The organism is Protofrankia sp. Cr2, from assembly GCF_963555885.1.
In the GTDB taxonomy this organism is placed as follows: domain Bacteria; phylum Actinomycetota; class Actinomycetes; order Frankiales; family Frankiaceae; genus Protofrankia.
On record NZ_CAUVXG010000074.1, the window covers coordinates 4866 to 20849 of the forward strand.

General features: G+C 68.2%; 11 protein-coding genes and 1 pseudogene. 9 read left to right on the plus strand and 3 right to left on the minus strand.

Annotation, left to right across the window (positions count from 1 at the left end; genetic code table 11):
• Nucleotides 1-14: 14 nt before the first annotated feature.
• The gene (locus tag U9978_RS21795; RefSeq protein WP_322763021.1) at nucleotides 15-1520 is read right to left on the minus strand and encodes a CCA tRNA nucleotidyltransferase; all 1506 of its coding nucleotides are present in this window, start codon (nucleotides 1518-1520) and stop codon (nucleotides 15-17) included.
• A 17-nt stretch (nucleotides 1521-1537) separates the two neighbouring features.
• Between U9978_RS21795 and U9978_RS21800 the strand changes: the two genes are divergently transcribed.
• The 9 genes from U9978_RS21800 to U9978_RS21840 all read left to right on the plus strand — a co-directional run bounded on the left by U9978_RS21800 (nucleotide 1538) and on the right by U9978_RS21840 (nucleotide 13901).
• The gene (locus U9978_RS21800; protein ID WP_416211091.1) at nucleotides 1538-2164 is read left to right on the plus strand and encodes an NUDIX hydrolase; all 627 of its coding nucleotides are present in this window, start codon (nucleotides 1538-1540) and stop codon (nucleotides 2162-2164) included.
• A 38-nt stretch (nucleotides 2165-2202) separates the two neighbouring features.
• On the plus strand, nucleotides 2203-4776 hold the full coding sequence (locus U9978_RS21805; protein WP_322763012.1) for a DUF6049 family protein: 2574 nt from the start codon (nucleotides 2203-2205) through the stop codon (nucleotides 4774-4776).
• Nucleotides 4773-6641: a murein biosynthesis integral membrane protein MurJ gene (murJ, locus tag U9978_RS21810; protein WP_322763013.1), complete on the plus strand. Its 1869-nt coding sequence runs from the start codon at nucleotides 4773-4775 to the stop codon at nucleotides 6639-6641. Before U9978_RS21805 ends, murJ begins: the two co-directional genes overlap by 4 nt.
• 108 nt (nucleotides 6642-6749) lie before the next feature.
• Entirely contained in the window at nucleotides 6750-8681 is a 1932-nt protein-coding gene (locus tag U9978_RS21815) for a protein kinase family protein (RefSeq protein ID WP_322763014.1), read from the plus strand.
• A gap of 33 nt (nucleotides 8682-8714) precedes the next feature.
• Nucleotides 8715-9428 carry an RNA polymerase sigma factor SigM gene (gene sigM / locus U9978_RS21820; RefSeq protein ID WP_322763015.1) on the plus strand — a complete coding sequence of 238 codons (714 nt, stop codon included), beginning with the start codon at nucleotides 8715-8717 and terminating at the stop codon, nucleotides 9426-9428.
• Nucleotides 9425-10438 carry a hypothetical protein gene (locus U9978_RS21825; protein WP_322763016.1) on the plus strand — a complete coding sequence of 338 codons (1014 nt, stop codon included), beginning with the start codon at nucleotides 9425-9427 and terminating at the stop codon, nucleotides 10436-10438. The genes sigM and U9978_RS21825 overlap by 4 nt, the downstream gene beginning before the upstream one ends.
• 237 nt (nucleotides 10439-10675) lie before the next feature.
• Complete coding sequence (gene trxB, locus U9978_RS21830) at nucleotides 10676-11686, plus strand: thioredoxin-disulfide reductase (protein ID WP_322763017.1); 1011 nt, start codon at nucleotides 10676-10678, stop codon at nucleotides 11684-11686.
• A 138-nt stretch (nucleotides 11687-11824) separates the two neighbouring features.
• Nucleotides 11825-12151: a thioredoxin gene (gene trxA / locus U9978_RS21835; protein ID WP_322763018.1), complete on the plus strand. Its 327-nt coding sequence runs from the start codon at nucleotides 11825-11827 to the stop codon at nucleotides 12149-12151.
• A gap of 382 nt (nucleotides 12152-12533) precedes the next feature.
• Nucleotides 12534-13901 carry an N-acetylmuramoyl-L-alanine amidase gene (locus tag U9978_RS21840; RefSeq protein ID WP_416211090.1) on the plus strand — a complete coding sequence of 456 codons (1368 nt, stop codon included), beginning with the start codon at nucleotides 12534-12536 and terminating at the stop codon, nucleotides 13899-13901.
• A gap of 105 nt (nucleotides 13902-14006) precedes the next feature.
• Here the strand turns inward: U9978_RS21840 and U9978_RS21845 are convergent, their stop codons facing one another.
• Together U9978_RS21845 and U9978_RS24200 are read right to left on the minus strand one after the other, a co-directional pair.
• Nucleotides 14007-14654: a GNAT family N-acetyltransferase gene (locus U9978_RS21845; protein WP_322763020.1), complete on the minus strand. Its 648-nt coding sequence runs from the start codon at nucleotides 14652-14654 to the stop codon at nucleotides 14007-14009.
• Between the two features lie 527 nt (nucleotides 14655-15181).
• Nucleotides 15182-15295, minus strand: a pseudogene (locus U9978_RS24200) (protein phosphatase); the annotation flags it as partial.
• Nucleotides 15296-15984: the final 689 nt, after the last annotated feature.

Consider the following 15984-nt stretch of genomic DNA (forward strand, 5'->3'; position numbering starts at 1 on the left):
TCAGGCAGGTCGAGCTAGGTTGCCTGGTCAGGCAGGTCGCCGGGAAGCGGGACGTCGTTCTCCCGCGCCCAGCGCAGGAGTTCGGTCTCGGCCGCTTCCCGTCCTACCAGGCCCGCCTCGAAACGGAAGTCGAGCATGTGCGCCCGCGCCTGGCCGACCAGCCGCCCGGGCGAGAGGCCCAGCAGCTCCATGATGTCGTCCCCGGAGAGTTCCGGGCGGATCGCGGCGATCTCCTCGCGCTCGGACAGTCGGGCGATCCGCTCCTCAAGCGTGTCGTAGGTCGCGGTCAGCGCCTCGGCCTTGCGCCGGTTGCGCGTCGTGCAGTCCGAACGGACGAGTTTGTGCAGCCGGGACAGCTGCGGCCCGGCATCGTGGACGTACCGCCGGACCGCCGCGTCGGTCCACTCGCCGCGGCCGTAGCCATGGAACCGCAGATGCAGGAACACCAACAGGGTGACCGCGTCCGCAACGTCCTTGGGGAACCGCAGCTCCGCCAGCCGCTTGCGGGTCATGTCGCGTCCGACCACCTCGTGGTGGTGAAAGGAGACTCCGCCGCCGGGTGCGTGCCGGCGGGTCCGCGGCTTGCCGATGTCGTGCAGCAGGGCGGCCCAGCGCAGCACCTCGTCCGGGCCGCCGTCGGGAAGCGGGTCCTCCAGCGCGATCGCCTGGCGCAGCACGGTCAGGGTGTGGGTGTAGACGTCCTTGTGCTGGTGGTGCTCGTCGATCTCCATCCGCAGCGCAGGCAGGTCCGGCAGGACGATGTCCGCGACCCCGATGTCCACCAACCGTTCCAACCCGACCACGGGATCCGCGCAGATCATGAGTTTGCGCAGCTCATCCCGAATGCGCTCGACCGATACGATCGTCAGGCGGGGTGTCCTGGAGCGCATCGCCGCGACCAGCTCGCCGACCGGGATCAGCCCGAGCTGCGCTTCGAACCGAGCGGCCCGCAGGATGCGCAGCGGGTCGTCGTCCAAGGACGCCTCGGGGGAGCCCGGGGTCCGCAGCACCTTGCGGGCGAGGTCCGCCATGCCGCCGAACAGGTCGACGAACTCATGGCCGGGTACGGACACGGCCATCGCGTTCACGGTGAAGTCGCGACGGACGAGATCGCCTTCCAGGGTGTCACCGTAGGCAACTGTGGGATTCCGGGATGTCCGGTCATACGCTTCGGTGCGGTAAGTGGTCACCTCGAACCGCACCCCGGCGCGGATCAGGCCGACGGTTCCGAAGGCGATCCCGGCCTCCCAGGTGGCGTCCGCCCAGCCGCGGGTGATCTCAAGGACACGCTCCGGACGGGCGTCGGTGGCGAAATCGAGATCAGACGCACCCACGCCAGCGGACGTGGCGTCGACGCTCAGGCGGCCGAGCAGCGCGTCCCGGACCGAACCACCGACGAGGTACAGGCTGTGGCCGGCACCGGCAAAGAGCCGTCCCAGGTCGTCGGCGGGAGCCGGTACCTTGAGAAGGGCACTGACAGCTCGCTCCGCGGAGTCACGTGGGTTGTCCAGGCAGATCACCGACACTGTTTCAGCGTATCGGGCAGCTCTGCCCTCCACCGAACAACCACCCATCGGCGCACAATCGCCTCCGGCGATCCACCACCGCAGGACCGGCGTCAGCGCGACGGCAGAGTCGATGTCCGACAGTGACCGTTCACGTCGGGTGTGACGCGGACGACTCGTACGATCAGCTCATGTCCCCGTCCTCGACATCCCCTCGTCGGCGACTTCGGCGGGTAGAGGAAACTTCGGCGGGCGGGCTCGTTCTGGATGACCCTTCAGAAATGGCGAACGCAGCGCTGATCGCGCGCCGTGACCGCCGTGGCCGACTGTTGTGGTCGCTGCCGAAAGGGCATGTCGAAGGCGGCGAGACCGCGGAACAGGCAGCGGTTCGGGAGGTGGCGGAGGAGACTGGTGTGACCGGACGGGTACTCGGTCGGCTCGGCACGATCGACTTCTGGTTCGTGGCCGGACGGGCACGCGTGCACAAAACCGTTCACCACTATCTTCTACTACGGACGGCCGGGGAACTGTCCGACGCCGATGTCGAGGTCAGCGAAGTCGCCTGGGTCCCGCTGGTGGAGGTGCCCGAACTCCTTGCCTACGATGACGAACGCAGGCTCCTGAACCAGGTGCCCGGCATCCTCATGGATGCTACGTGACACACCGCGATGATTCTCTGACGGCCCGGAGTATCAGAATGGTCACCCTGATCCTGACGTCACTCGCCGTGCTGGCTCTGGGTGCAACTTCTGTCCGCGCACAGCCAGCCCCGGCGTCCACAGGATCCACAGGACTATCCACAGTTTCCACCCGGGTATCCACAGGTTTGCCCCCAGCCCGGTCGGGGCTTGCGAACCCGCGGCTGAATAAATCCTCGCCTGTGGCGTCGACCGCTCCCCCGAACGTTTCCGTACAACCAGTGCGTATCGCTATCGACGAGTTCACCCAGATCGGGCGACCCCAGGCACCGTTGAAGATGACGGGCCGCCTGGAACTCATCGGGACCACCCAGGTCTCGAATCTTGAGGTACGGGTCGACCTCGGACGTTCGATGTCCAGCCGCGGTGACCTCGCGAACCTACGCACCAACACGGCCGCGGCGGCCGCGCTGCCCTACCCGACGGCGGTTGCCTCCCAACCGATTGCCAACCCGCTGGTGCCAGGTGCGCTGCCGGCAGCATTCACTGCAATCGCCAACCCGGCCGGCCTGAACCTGCCTGCGGCACTGAAGGTGTACCCGGTGCGGATCACCGCGACCGGGACGGTAGCCGGCCAGCGCAGGATTGTCGGAACGACATACACCTTCCTGGTCTGGGCTCCCGTCGACGTCACCGCACCCACGCCGGTCTCGGTTGTGCTGCCGCTCGCGGACGTGCCACGGCTGCGAGCGGACGGTCGGCTCACCGACGATGACCTGACCCGCCTCGTCGCACCGGGTGGCCGCCTCGACCGGTTGCTGAACGCCGTCGTTCCCGCCCGGGGCGAGCAGACACCGACCGTCACCCTCGCGGTCGACCCGGTCCTCGTGCAGACACTGAAAATCATCGCTGACAGCCCGTATGAGGTGGCCACACCGTCCGGTCCGAGCCCCCGACGCCCGAACCGGGATGCCGCGACCTTCCTGGCGAAGCTGAAGGCGTTCGCGGATGCGGGCGGCACGATCTTCGCCCTACCCTACGGCGACGTCGACGTCGTGGCGCTGACCCGGGCGCAGGAGTTCCACAGCATCCTGGTGGCGCTGCTGACCGGCCAGACCGTCGTCGCGAACGCCATCGGTCGTACACCGGACACGACGATCGCCTACCCCGCTGACGGGCTCGTCGACCAGACCACACTCGACCTGCTGCGCCGGATGGGTATCACCACCGTGATCACCGACTCGCGCCTGCTGCCGCCGAAGGACCCGGACCGGGACTACACTCCCGCGGCCGGCACCACTATCGCGACTTCCGGTGGTGTCACCCGGGCGCTGGCCGCCGACACGGAACTGGCCAGGCTCGCGACCGGAACCACGACGCCGACCGATTCGTCGACCCAGGCAGAGTCATTCCACGATTTCATCGCCGAAATCGCCATGATCACAGCCGAGCGTCCAGGCCTCGCCCGCGCCCAGACGCTGGCGCTGCCGCGCTACTGGGACCCGCCGGCCGACTGGGCGCAGGAGGTGTTGGGCAGCCTGTCGACTCCGTTCTCCCGGCCGGTGCCGCTGATCGGGACACCGGCAGCGGGCGGTACCTCCGCGGGTTCGGGCACGGTGGGTTCGGGCACGGTGGGTTCAGGCATGGTGGGTTCGGCTGCCGCAAGCGGCGAACGCGGTCCCCTCGGATACCCCGGCTGGGCCCGGGCAGCAGAGCTGCCCGTCACCCGGATGATCGCCACAGAGGATCTGCGCAGTCAGGTACAGGCCCTCAAGTCCGTCCTGTGTCCACAGGGCTCGGGGTCACCCGGACTGCGCAACTGCACAGCCGCCGGCATTGACGCGATGGAGAACACCCTCACTGCAACCGAGTCGGTCGCCTGGCGGGTGGGCTCCGAGGGCACGGACGGCGCGGACACCCTGAGCTCGGGTGTCGCCGGTGCGGTACGCGCTCTGCGGGAGGGCATCCGGGTGGTCGCATCCCGGAGCGTGTCGCTGACAAGCAAACACGGCAAGGTTCCGGTCACCCTCGAGAACAACACCACGTTCACTGTCAACGTGGTCCTCTCGCTGGCGTCCACGGACCATTCCCGGCTACGATCAGCGACAAGAGTGACACTTACAGTACCCCCTCTGCAGAAGGAGCAGATCGAGGTCGACGTCGATGCCGAAGGTGCCGGTACGTTCCCCGTGGACATCCAGATACTCACTCCCGCCGGACGGCCGCTGTCGGCCGGCCCGCCACTGCGGATCCTGGTGAAGTCGACGGTCTTCGGGGTCATCGCGGTGGCGATAACCGGAGGTTCACTGGCGATCCTCGTGCTCGCCGTGGCGATTCGGCTGTTCCGCCGCCTGCGGGCGCCGCACCGGCAACCGCCCGCCGCATCGCCGCCGCAAGATATGGATGATTCGGATATCCGGAATAGTCCGGACACCCTGGAATGCGCACGCCGGACGCTCGCGGAGCCCGCTTCCCGCGACCCACGAGCCGGGGAGCGCCCGGGAGATGCACGCCGGGCCGGCGAGTACCGCAGAGACGACCTGGAGCGACTCGTCCGCACCACCCACACGGTCATGAACGAGGGAACCGCCGGACACCAGGGAACCGCCAGGAGCCAGGGAGCACGGCGATGACGGCCGGACCCGGAGACGGGACCAGGAAGCCACCCGCCCGACATCGCAGACAACCCGGCTTCGATCCCAGCGGGCCGACCACCCAGACGCCCGGACCCTTCGGTGCGCCACCAGCCGCTCCGTCAACCCGGCCCCAGCACGGCACACCACACCGGACGACGCCGCTGGCCACGCCCCACCAGGTCGGGCCGGGACGGGGCCCGTCGGGTAAGGGCCCGTCGACCAGCGGCCCGTCGGGTAAGGGCCCGTCGAAGTCCGCCGGCCGCGGGGGGATGACCCTGGGCCGGGCCAGCGGCACGATGGCAATCGGCACGGTCGCGTCCCGGGCATCAGGTTTCCTGCGCACGGTGGCGATCGCGACGGCCATCGGCACGGGCGCGGCCGGGGACGCCTACAACGTCGCCAACACGACCCCGAACATCCTCTACGACCTGCTGCTCGGCGGAGTGCTGTCCAGCGTCATCGTGCCGGTACTCGTCCGGGCCGCCAAGGACGACCCCGACCAGGGCGAGGCGTTCGCATCCTCGCTGCTCACCCTGGTAGTGCTGGCGCTCGGTGGGGCGGTGGTGGTCGCGATGGTGGCCGCCCCGCTCATCGTCAACGCCTATCTGGCCGCCGGCGGCGCCGAGCGGGACCTCGCCGTGACGTTCCTGCGCTGGTTCCTGCCACAGGTGATCTTCTATGGCCTGGGCGCCACGATCGGTGCGATACTCAACGTGCGGCAGTCGTTCGCCGCACCGATGTTCGCGCCCATACTCAACAACCTGATCGTGATCGCCACCTGCATGGCGTTCATCTTCGTGCCCGGCCCCAGGCCGCCCACCGTCGGTGGGATCAGCGATGCCCAGATCACGGTGTTGGCTGCCGGCACGACCCTCGGCGTGGTGGTCATGACGTTCGCCCTGCTGCCGTCGCTGCGTGCGGTCGGGTTCCACTACCGGCCGCGGCTGGACCTCTCCCACCCCGGGCTGCGCCAGGCGGTGCGGCTGGCCGGCTGGACGCTGCTCTACGTGGCGGTCAGCCAGGTCGGGTACCTGGTCATCGTGCGGCTGTCCAGCTCCGCGACGGCGTACACCGTCTACACGTACGGATATCAGATTTTTCAGCTACCCTACGCAATCATCGCCGTATCGGTGATCACCGCGCTGCTGCCACGGATGAGCGCGCACGCCGCCGACAACCGGGGCGACCTCGTCCGCCGGGATCTCTCCACCGGGATGCGCCTGGCCGGCGTCGTGATCGTGCCGGCGGCACTCATGTTGCTGGCGCTGGGTCGCCCGATCGCGATAACGGTCTTCAACCACGGCGCCGTGAGCTACACCGGCGCCCTGCGGATCGGCGACACCCTCGCCGCCTTCGCCGTCGCCCTGGTGCCGTTCTCGCTGTTCCAGGTGCAGCTGCGGGCGTTCTACGCCTACCAGGACAGCCGTACACCCGCATTGATCAACATAGGCGTCGTGGCTACCAACATCGTGTGCGCGGTCGCGCTGAGCTCGCTGCTGCCCGAACGACACCGGTCGGTCGCGCTGGCCCTCGCATTCGCCGCGTCCTACCTGGTAGGCGTTGCCGCCTCGTCAACGCTGCTGCGGGCTCGCCTCGGTGACATCGACGGTGCACGGATCGCTCGGATGCTCACTCAAGTAACCATCGCCGGCGGCCTGAGCGCGGTGGTGGCGGCAGCCGTCGCCTGGGGAGTGCGCATGGTCATCGGTTCGGGCTGGATCGGATCCGGCGTGAGCGTGCTTCTCGCCTGCACGGTTGGGGTTATGATCTATCTCATGACTATTGTCCGGATGAGACTCGCGGAGATGGCGGCGCTCGTCACGACCGTTCGTGGCCGGTTCGGTTCCCGATCTGCGCACTGATTCCAATCGCAACCGGTGCAATCACCGATCGGCAGGCCCGGGGCTCGTACACTGAACAAGCTGCATCCGGCTACGACAGCCGGGCGCGCCGGTGATGACGGAGGCACAGTGGTCGACGGGCACAACCGACCGCCGCTGGCTGACGTCAATGAAGATGTGACGAGCAGCGCAACCCGCAGGGCCGACACCATGGCGGAACCCGGGTCCCACTCTCCGCCTGCGGATGAGACCGGCCCGATGCCGCCGCCGGGGCCTGACACCCTTCCGGTGAAGACCATGCTGGACGGCCGATACCAACTACTGTCAGTCATGCACGCGCGTGGTCCGGTCACCCTGTGGCGTGGCGACGACCGCATCCTCGCTCGCCCCGTTGCCGTCCGCGTGGTGCAGCGCTTCAGTCCGGACACGCGCGACGCCGCGGCGGCGGCGCATGATCGCGCCGCCGAGATGCTGTTGTCCGCAGCCATCGCCTCCGGCCGGCTGGTTCACCCGGGCGCGGCATCGACCTATGACGCAACCTCGACCACCACCGGCGCCGGTCCGGTGTCCTACGTGGTGAGCGAATGGGTGGAGGGCACCTCCCTGCAGGCGTTGTCCGCCGAGGGCCCGTTGCGGCCGGACCAGGCCGCGACCGTGATGCTGGCCGTCGCGCGGGTGCTCGCCGCCGCCCACGAGCGCGGCATCCACCACGGCGACCTGCGGCCCAGCGACGTCATCATCTCGCACCACGGCATGGTCAAGGTGGTCGACCTCGGTACCGGCTCGGTCGTCGCCGCCCTGGAGAAAGGCGCGCACAGCCAGGCTGAACCATGGGCCGACTCCACCAACCTGGCCGCCGACGACGTCCGGGCGATGGGTGGTCTGCTGTATTCGGCGCTGACCGGACGGTGGCCGCTGGACCGCGAGTGCGGGCTACCCACAGCGCCGCCGACCAGCGACGGACGGGCGTGTTCACCCCGCCAGGTGCGGGCGGGCGTACCGCGAAACATCGACGCGCTCACCCTCGCCACGCTCGGGGACGACCGGGCGCACCGCCCGCCGATCGCATCCGCCGCGGAGCTCGCCGAGGCCCTCGAGGAGATCGCGCCGCCCGAGGGCACCCTCGACCTCGGGCGGGTCCGCATCGACGACGAGCCGCCGATGACCCGCGCCATGCCCTCAGGGTCCCCGTCCACCGAGTACGCCGCCACCGGGCACCCGGTGGACGGTGCCCGGCCGGGCCCGGCCGGGCAGGACCCCGGCCCGAACGGTGGTTACCCCAGGGGTGGCGGCTCGCGCGGCGGCAGTGCGGGAGGCGCCTACCCGGTCAACGCCGGCTATCCCGCCAACAGCGGCTATCCCAACGGCGGGCTGGAACGGTTGCCGACACAGCAGCGCACCGCATCCCGGCGACGCGGCGGCAAAGGCTCGCCGTACTCCAAGAGGACCTCATGGTCAACGCGCCGCATCTTGGCGATCGTGGTCGCGCTTGTGGTCGCCATAACCCTCGTCGTCGTCGCGATGACCATGCTGAACCGCGCTCCGCAGAAGAACGCCACGACCGCACCGACGCCGACCGCGTCACCGACCACCCCAGTGGGTGTCGTTCTCAAGCCCACAGTGGCGGCATTCGACCCCCAGGGATCAGACGGCGACGAGAACAACAGCGATGCGCCGAAGGCGATCGATGGGAATCCAGCCACGTCCTGGACGACCAGTGGCTATAACAACACCGACGGCAGGCAGTTCGGCGGACTGCCCAAGAGCGGGGTCGGTCTTCGGCTGGACTTTGGTCAACCAGTCACCGTCCACGAGATGAAGATCACATTTGGCGGTGGTCCAACCTCGTTCGAGCTACGAGCCGGTGACACAGCGGTCAACGACATAAACAGCTACCCGGTTGTCGTCCCCGAGGCCACTGCCACGGCCGGCACAGCCACCCCCGTGTCGGTCCCGGCGACAGCCGCCCACCAGTACTGGGTCGTGTGGCTGACCAAGCTGCCGACGGCATCGGACGGGCGCTTCAAGGGTTCGATCGTCGACATGTCCTTCCACTCCTAGGACCGCGGTCCTCCACCCCCGGGCCGTCGTCCGATGACCACTTCCGAACCGTCCGCAGGTGAGCCGCCCGCAGGTGAGCCGCCCGCAGGCGGCGTCGGCGAGACTGCGCTCTCCCCGGCTGCGGACCATGCCGAACAGGACCGCCGTCTGCTTCGCCGGCACCTCAACGGCGACCCGGACGCGTTCGCCGCGCTGGTTCGGACCCACAGCAACCGCATGTGGACGGTGGCGATCAACATGCTGCGCGACCGCGAGGACGCCGCTGACACCGTTCAGGAGGCCATGCTCTCGGCCTACCGCGGTGCCGCCACATTCCGGGGTGAGGCGTCGGTGGCTACGTGGCTGCATCGCATCGTGGTCAACGCCTGCCTGGACCGGCTGCGCCGCCGGATGGCTCGACCACAGGTTCCGCTGCCCACAGACGGCGAAGGCGAACTGGCCGAACCGCGCGACGCCATGGCCGAGGGTGAGACCAGGCTCGCCGTCGACGCCGCACTCGGCCAGCTGCCCGAAGCGCTGCGACTGGCGGTGGTACTGGTCGACGGCCTGGGATATTCGGTCGCGGATGCGGCTGCGCTGCTCGCAGTGCCGGTGGGCACGGTGAAAAGCAGGTGCGCGCGAGGACGCGCAAAGCTGGCTGTAATGCTCGACTACCTGCGTCCTGGGAACCCTACGGCGCTCGATTCCGTCAGTCAGAGCAGGCACGTCAATGCATCCGACGCGGCCGGAGGAGGTGACCAGCGATGATAGCTGATCAACATCCGGATGTTGAGCACCTCGACGCCTATGCCGAGGGCGACCATTCGCCATCCGGGGTGGCCCTGCATGTCGGGACCTGCCCGCAGTGCCGCGAAACCGTGACCGCGCTGCGGCAGGTACGTCGGGATCTCGCGGCGCTCGCGTCGGTGACGATGCCCGCGGATGTCGCCGAGAGGCTACGCGCCGCCCTGATTTCGGAGCAGGACGGTCAGCACCGCAATGGTCAGCACCGCAATGGTCAGCACCGGGATGGTCAGCACCCGGCCGTCGGGCGACCGGCACCGTCGGAATCATGGCGACCAGGTCGGATACCGGGTCGGACCGGCGACCGGCGCTACGGCGGAGCGCGGCTGGCCCGGCCGCCGGGGATCCCGGCGTGGTTCACGGCGGCGGCCTGCCTGATCGTCGTGGTGGGCATGGTCAGCTTCGTGGTAGCGCTGGCCCACCATCCCGCGCAGAGCACCGCCAGTGAAGCCAGCAGCCAGCTGGCGGCACCACTGCCGGCACCGGCGGCCGGACCGCTGACGGCCCAGGCGCCCCGCGCTCCCGCGGGAGAAAGGTCCGCCGGCGAGGCTACGCCCGGTACGGTCGCCGACACGGCCGAAGGAGCCATCCTCGCGCATACCGGATACCCGGTGACCATGGCCGAGATTCCCCAGCACGCACTCGATCTGGTGACCGGGCGGATACCGGGAACGCTCCGGATATCACTGCACGAGTACGGCGCTGCCACGACGTATTCATCCGCCGCGGTCGCGTCTGTCATCACCGAGATGACCCAACCGGACCTACGGTTGTGCTACGTCAACCTGGCCGCGCAGACGGGCGGGAGCATCGTCGCACTCGATCTGGTGACCTTCAACGGGCAGCCGGCCGTGCTGGTCGTCCTGTCCAGCCCGAATGACACCGACCAACTGCAGGTGGCCGTGCTCGACGAGCGGTGCAACGTCACCAACATGGCGGCGGCCCTGTGGTACAGCACAACCACTACCCGATAATGATCTTTCCCCCGGCCGAAGGCGGCGCGATGATGTCTGTACGCGCCGCCGGCGGCCACACACAGGCAGACCCGGCCGAAGGCGGCGCGATGATGTCTGTACGCGCCGCCGGCGGCCCCAAGTAGATCTAGCCGGACCGTGACCGGTGCCCCGGGAATCGGGCGCACAGTGGGACGGTTGTGGCTGGCGCACGGCCTTACCGGCGACTGCCGGCGACCCGAAAGGACAGGTGGAGATGTGACGGCGCAGAGCAGCGGGCCCGGATCAAACGATCCGGATGTGCGCGACGTCGTGATCATCGGATCCGGCCCGGCCGGCTATACCGCGGCGATATACACCGCGCGCGCGAACCTGCGCCCGCTGGTCTTCGAGGGTGCAGTCTCAGCCGGAGGCGCACTGATGACCACAACGGAGGTGGAGAACTTCCCGGGCTTTCCCGAGGGCATCCAGGGCCCCGAACTCATGGAGGGCATCCGGCGCCAGGCCGAGCGGTTCGGCGCGGAACTCATCGCCGACGACGTCACCGAGGTCGACCTGCGGGCCGACCCGAAAATCATCACCGTCTCGGACAAGACATACCTCGCCCGCACTGTGATCATCGCCACCGGCTCCTCCTACCGCATGCTGGGCATCGCTGACGAGGCCCGCCTCCTGGGCCACGGCGTGTCCGCATGCGCGACCTGTGACGGGTTCTTCTTCAGGGACCAGGACATCATCGTCGTCGGCGGCGGTGACTCGGCTCTGGAAGAGGCAACGTTCCTGACCCGTTTCGGCCGGTCCGTAACGATCATCCATCGGCGGGACCGGCTGCGGGCAAGTGCGATCATGCAGGAACGCGCGCTTGCCAACCCAAAGATCCGTTTTCGGTGGAACGCCGTGGTCGAGGCCATCCTCGGCGATAACACGGTGACCGGCGTCACGGTGCGCGACACCGTGACGGGAGAGACGGACGATATCCTCGCGACCGGCCTGTTCGTCGCCATCGGCCACGAGCCTCGGTCGGAGCTCGTGCGCGGGCAGCTCAAGCTCGACGACGCCGGGTACATCGTGGTGGACCATCCCTTGACCACGACCAACCTTTCAGGAGTCTTTGCCTGCGGTGACGTCGTCGACCACATCTACCGGCAGGCCGTCACAGCGGCCGGCACCGGGTGCGCAGCGGCGCTGGATGCGGAGCGTTGGCTGGCCGCGCGCGCGGACGAAGGCGAACAGGCACCGCGGGCACCCGCCGTGACGGTCGCGCAGTGAGCGCCGGCGACAGGCACGGATTCCGGACGCTCTGAGTTCCTCAGGTTCTTCAGTCCACCAGGTTCTTCAGGGCGCTGTGCCTGCGCAGTCGTTCTGACACGACACCATCCCCGTAGCAACGATAGGGAGGAGATCATCATGGCTGGAGTTACTAAGCCCGTCACCGACAGCACATTCGCCGACGAGGTTCTGGGAAGTAACGTGCCCGTCCTCGTCGACTTCTGGGCGGAGTGGTGCGGGCCGTGCAAGATGATCGCCCCGGTTCTCGAGGAGATCGCGGCCGAGCACGGCGACAAGCTGCGCGTAGTCAAGCTCAACATCGACGAGAACCCGCAGGTCGCCCGGCAGTATCAGATCATGTCGATACCCACCATGGCCGTTTTCGTGAACGGCGAGGTGGATAAGAGCATTGTCGGCGCGAAGCCGAAAGCAGCCCTTCTGCGGGATCTTTCCGCGTACATCTGAGTAAGAGCGCCCGACAATAGGGGAGTGGATCAAGGAGCGGGGCTGGGGTCCCCGGATCGCGGCGAAGCCCCCACCCACGCCCCCGATACGCCTACCGATTCGCGAAGCGGATCGGTAGGCGTATCAAGCAGCCCACCCATGAGGCAGGGGTCCCCGTGCTACGCCGAAGGCGTTGCACGGGGAGGCCGGATCGGTAGGCCCCCGCACAGCGGCCCACCCACGCGCTCGGGGTCCCCGGATCGCGGCGAAGCCCCCACCCACGCCCCCGATACGCCTACCGATTCGCGAAGCGGATCGGTAGGCCCCCGCACAGCGGCCCACCCACGCGCTCGGGGTCCCCGGATCGCGGCGAAGCCGCTATCCGGGGTTAGCCTGTGTCCCCGTGACCCGTCCGTCAGTAGGTTCGAGTGGTAACCGCGGGGCAAGGCTTCTGCGTCTCGGCGACCGTGATCCATCCGTCATCGAGGTACGCGCCGCATTGATCTCCCTGGCGTTTCTGCCGGCGGCGCCACGTCAGCCAGACGCATCCGCGCCGGGTCCGGGAGGCCCGAGGCTGCGCGATCATGGTTCCTCCGCGCTGCCGGAGGTCCCGGTCACCGGTCCGCTGTTGGTTCCAGCCAGCACAGACCTGCCGCACCCTACCGATCCACACGTGTCATATCCGCCCATGTCCGGCCGACCCATGGGCGACCTGTCGAGGTCCGACCCGGCGGTGGATGGGAGCCTGTTCGACGAGGCACTGGATGATGCAGTCCGCGCGTTTCAGCAGAGCCGAGGCTTGTCCGCGGACGGCATCATCGGCCCGGACACCTTCCGTGCGCTCGACGAGGCCCGCCGCAAGCTCGGCGACCGCCTGCTGTACCACAGCATCAACCATCCGTTCATCGGAGACGATGTGGCAGCGCTCCAGGAGCGGCTGTCGAACATGGGGTTCGACGTGGGACGAGCGGACGGGATCTTCAGCTCGCAGACGGAAGCGGCGCTCAAGGACTTCCAGCACAACCGGGGCTTGGAACCGGATGGCCGCTGCGGACCGCTGACCCTGCGGGAGCTGAAAAAGCTGGAACGGACCGTCGTCGGTGGCCGTCCGGATGTGCTTCGGGAGTCGGTACGCCTGTTGCAGCAGGGTCCGTCCCTGCTCGGAGTCGTGGTCGCGATCGACCCCGGGCATGGTGGGGGAGATCCAGGGGTCACCGTCGGGCATCTGTGCGAGCGCGACCTCATGGCCGATCTCGCCTCCCGGCTCGAGGCCCGACTGTTGGCCTCCGGCCTGGAGGCATACCTCCTGCACGGTCCGCACGAATCACCGGACGACTCCGAACGCGCACATCGGGCGAACGAAATCGGCGCGGACCTACTCGTCTCATTGCATCTGGACGCGGGCAGGTCGCCGTGGGCACAGGGAGTCTCGTCCTACTACTTCGGCAATGCCCGGGGATCGTCCGCCGTGGGTGAGCGCCTGGCCGGCCTCGTGCAGAAGGAACTTGTATCGCGCACGGACCTCGTTGACTGCCGCACCCATGCCAAGACCTGGGAGCTCCTCCGGCAGACGCTGATGCCGGCCATCCGTACGGATCTGGGCTATCTCACGAACCCGCACGATGCCGCCGCACTCGAGTCGCCGGAATTTCGGGCCACCGTCGCTGAGGGGATACTCGCTGCGGTACAGCGGCTGTTCCTGCCGCCGGACCTCGACCCACCCACAGGACAGCTACGGGTACCGACGCTCGCCTCGCGTACGGCCCGCTGAGGTCCTACCTGGCCCTTTCTATCGACCCCGGCGCGAACCTCTGGCGCCGACGGGCTGACCGTCGCCCGCTGACCGTCTCCCACGAAAACCTGCACCGGGACACGGTCAGCCCGTCGGCGCTGTCCCAGCCGCGCTGCCGACCTGGCGCAGCATCGCCTCCGGCGCCATCGACCCAAGCAGCCGCTCAAGCGCGACCTCGACCTCTTCCCGCCAGCTCACGGCGTTCTTGACCTCAAGCCGCAGCCGTGGCCAACGGTGGTGCGGCCGTACCGTCTTGAAGCCCACCGCAAGCAGATACTCGGCGGGTACAACGCACCGGGTCCCTTCGCCACGCAGATCCCCGAAAGCCTCGATGGCGCGAAACCCACGGCGGACTACATCCTTCGCAACCGACTGGATGAGAACACGCCCCAAGCCCTGGCCAGCGAAGTCATCCAAGATTTTTGCAGTCATAAGGAGCACGGCGTCCGGGCTGACGGGACTCGTCGGAAAGGCGACAGATCGCGGTACATAGGCCGGCGGTGCGAACATCACGAACCCGGCCGCGACGCCGTCCACATAGATGATCTTTCCGCAGCTACCCCACTCGAGAAGCGCTGAGGACACCCACGCTTCCTTCTCCAGCTCAGTGCCCCCGGCTTCCTCCGCCCGACTGCGTGCGACCGGGTCCAACTCCCAGAAGACGCATCGACGGCACCGCCGCGGCATGTCGTCAATGTTGTCGAGAGTGATGTTGGCAATGCGACGGCTCATATCGCGATGGTCCACGCGGCCAGACATCCAGCATCAAGGTCATCATTGACATCTCTCACACAGCCAGGTTAGGCCATCCGGTGTAGATCTTTATTGAAGACAGCCCCCGTCCGGTACCGCGAACGCTTCCGGCAGCCAGAGCGCCCAGAGGTAGGGCGCCAACGGCCGCGAACCGGCCCCTGACGTACCTCCTGGCGCAAGAAGTCCCCGACCTGCCGCGTACCACGTCGTCAGGTCGGGACGGGAACGGGTGAGTCCACGATGTTCCACGTGAAACGCCCGCGTTAGAGCGCCCGGCAATAGGGGCGTGGATGAAGGAGCGGGGCTGGGGCGCGTAGATCGCGAGGCGGAGGAGGAAGTCACCCTGGTGTTGGGTGTCGACCGACGGAGGCGGGGTGCCCGTACATCCCAACGATGGAAGAGGGAGCGATGGAAGGGGGAACGATGATGCGAGGTGCGTACCCCGGCTCCGCGACGCCGCGCCCCGATTGCCGGTCGCTCTTGGTTGTGACCAATGGAGCGAGGGGCTACTGGAAACGGGAGACGAAGCGGCGTTGCCAGGGTGTCTCAACGGCGCGTGGGGAGTAACGCTTCCGGACGTAGGCAACCGCCTCGCGGGCCGGTACCCCGTCCAGCACAGCGGGTGGGGTCTCGGTGACCTCTCGAGGCCACCCACGAGCGCTGCACTCCCAGACTCATCACAATGACTACCAGCCAGCATCAGCACTGACGAGCTGACGCCCAGGGCGGGCGCCGCCGCGGTCGCCCTCATCTGGCTCACCGCCCGGCCGTCGTCACCGCCCGGCCGTCGTCACCGCAGGCTCCCTCAAAAGTTGATGGTGCTCTCACTGGATTTGGGTCGACACGGTTGGTCATAGCCGGGGCGTAACCCGTCGTTCTCCGTAGCACATGGCGGCCCCTCGCCCGGGAGACCTGTGACTCCCGCGGGCGCCGCAAGGTCTCGTGACCTCGTGAGAATTGGCGCGAGCGGCCGAACCAGCCGGACGTCCGCTCGACCTCCCAGCGCTGCGGCAACGGTGAGACGCCGGAGACCCCGAAACTCTTGACGGTGATCTCCGGGTCGATTCCCGGTCGCGCCATGGCTGCGGAACACGCCGCAGGAGCCGTCGGCCCATGCCTCGGTAGCCCGGGGATGCCGGGTAGTCGGTTGGTCGATCCGCTCCCGACCGGTGCCGCTGGCGTGGATGTTCACAGCGGTGGCCAGCACCACCAGCCACCAGCCACCAGCCGGTGGCTGGTGGTGCGCGGCCGTCCCCGTGCCCCGCGTGTTACCGCCCGGCCGCAGGTCCCGACCGTCTCGGCATCGGCG

Bases quoted from the DNA above. Each gene is read 5' to 3' on its own strand.
- trxA (WP_322763018.1), top strand. From the start codon at position 11,825: ATGGCTGGAGTTACTAAGCCCGTCACCGACAGCACATTCGCCGACGAG.
- murJ (WP_322763013.1), top strand. From the start codon at position 4,773: ATGACGGCCGGACCCGGAGACGGGACCAGGAAGCCACCCGCCCGACAT.
- U9978_RS21805 (WP_322763012.1), top strand. From the start codon at position 2,203: ATGGTCACCCTGATCCTGACGTCACTCGCCGTGCTGGCTCTGGGTGCA.
- U9978_RS21825 (WP_322763016.1), top strand. From the start codon at position 9,425: ATGATAGCTGATCAACATCCGGATGTTGAGCACCTCGACGCCTATGCC.
- U9978_RS21845 (WP_322763020.1), bottom strand. From the start codon at position 14,654: ATGAGCCGTCGCATTGCCAACATCACTCTCGACAACATTGACGACATG.
- sigM (WP_322763015.1), top strand. From the start codon at position 8,715: ATGACCACTTCCGAACCGTCCGCAGGTGAGCCGCCCGCAGGTGAGCCG.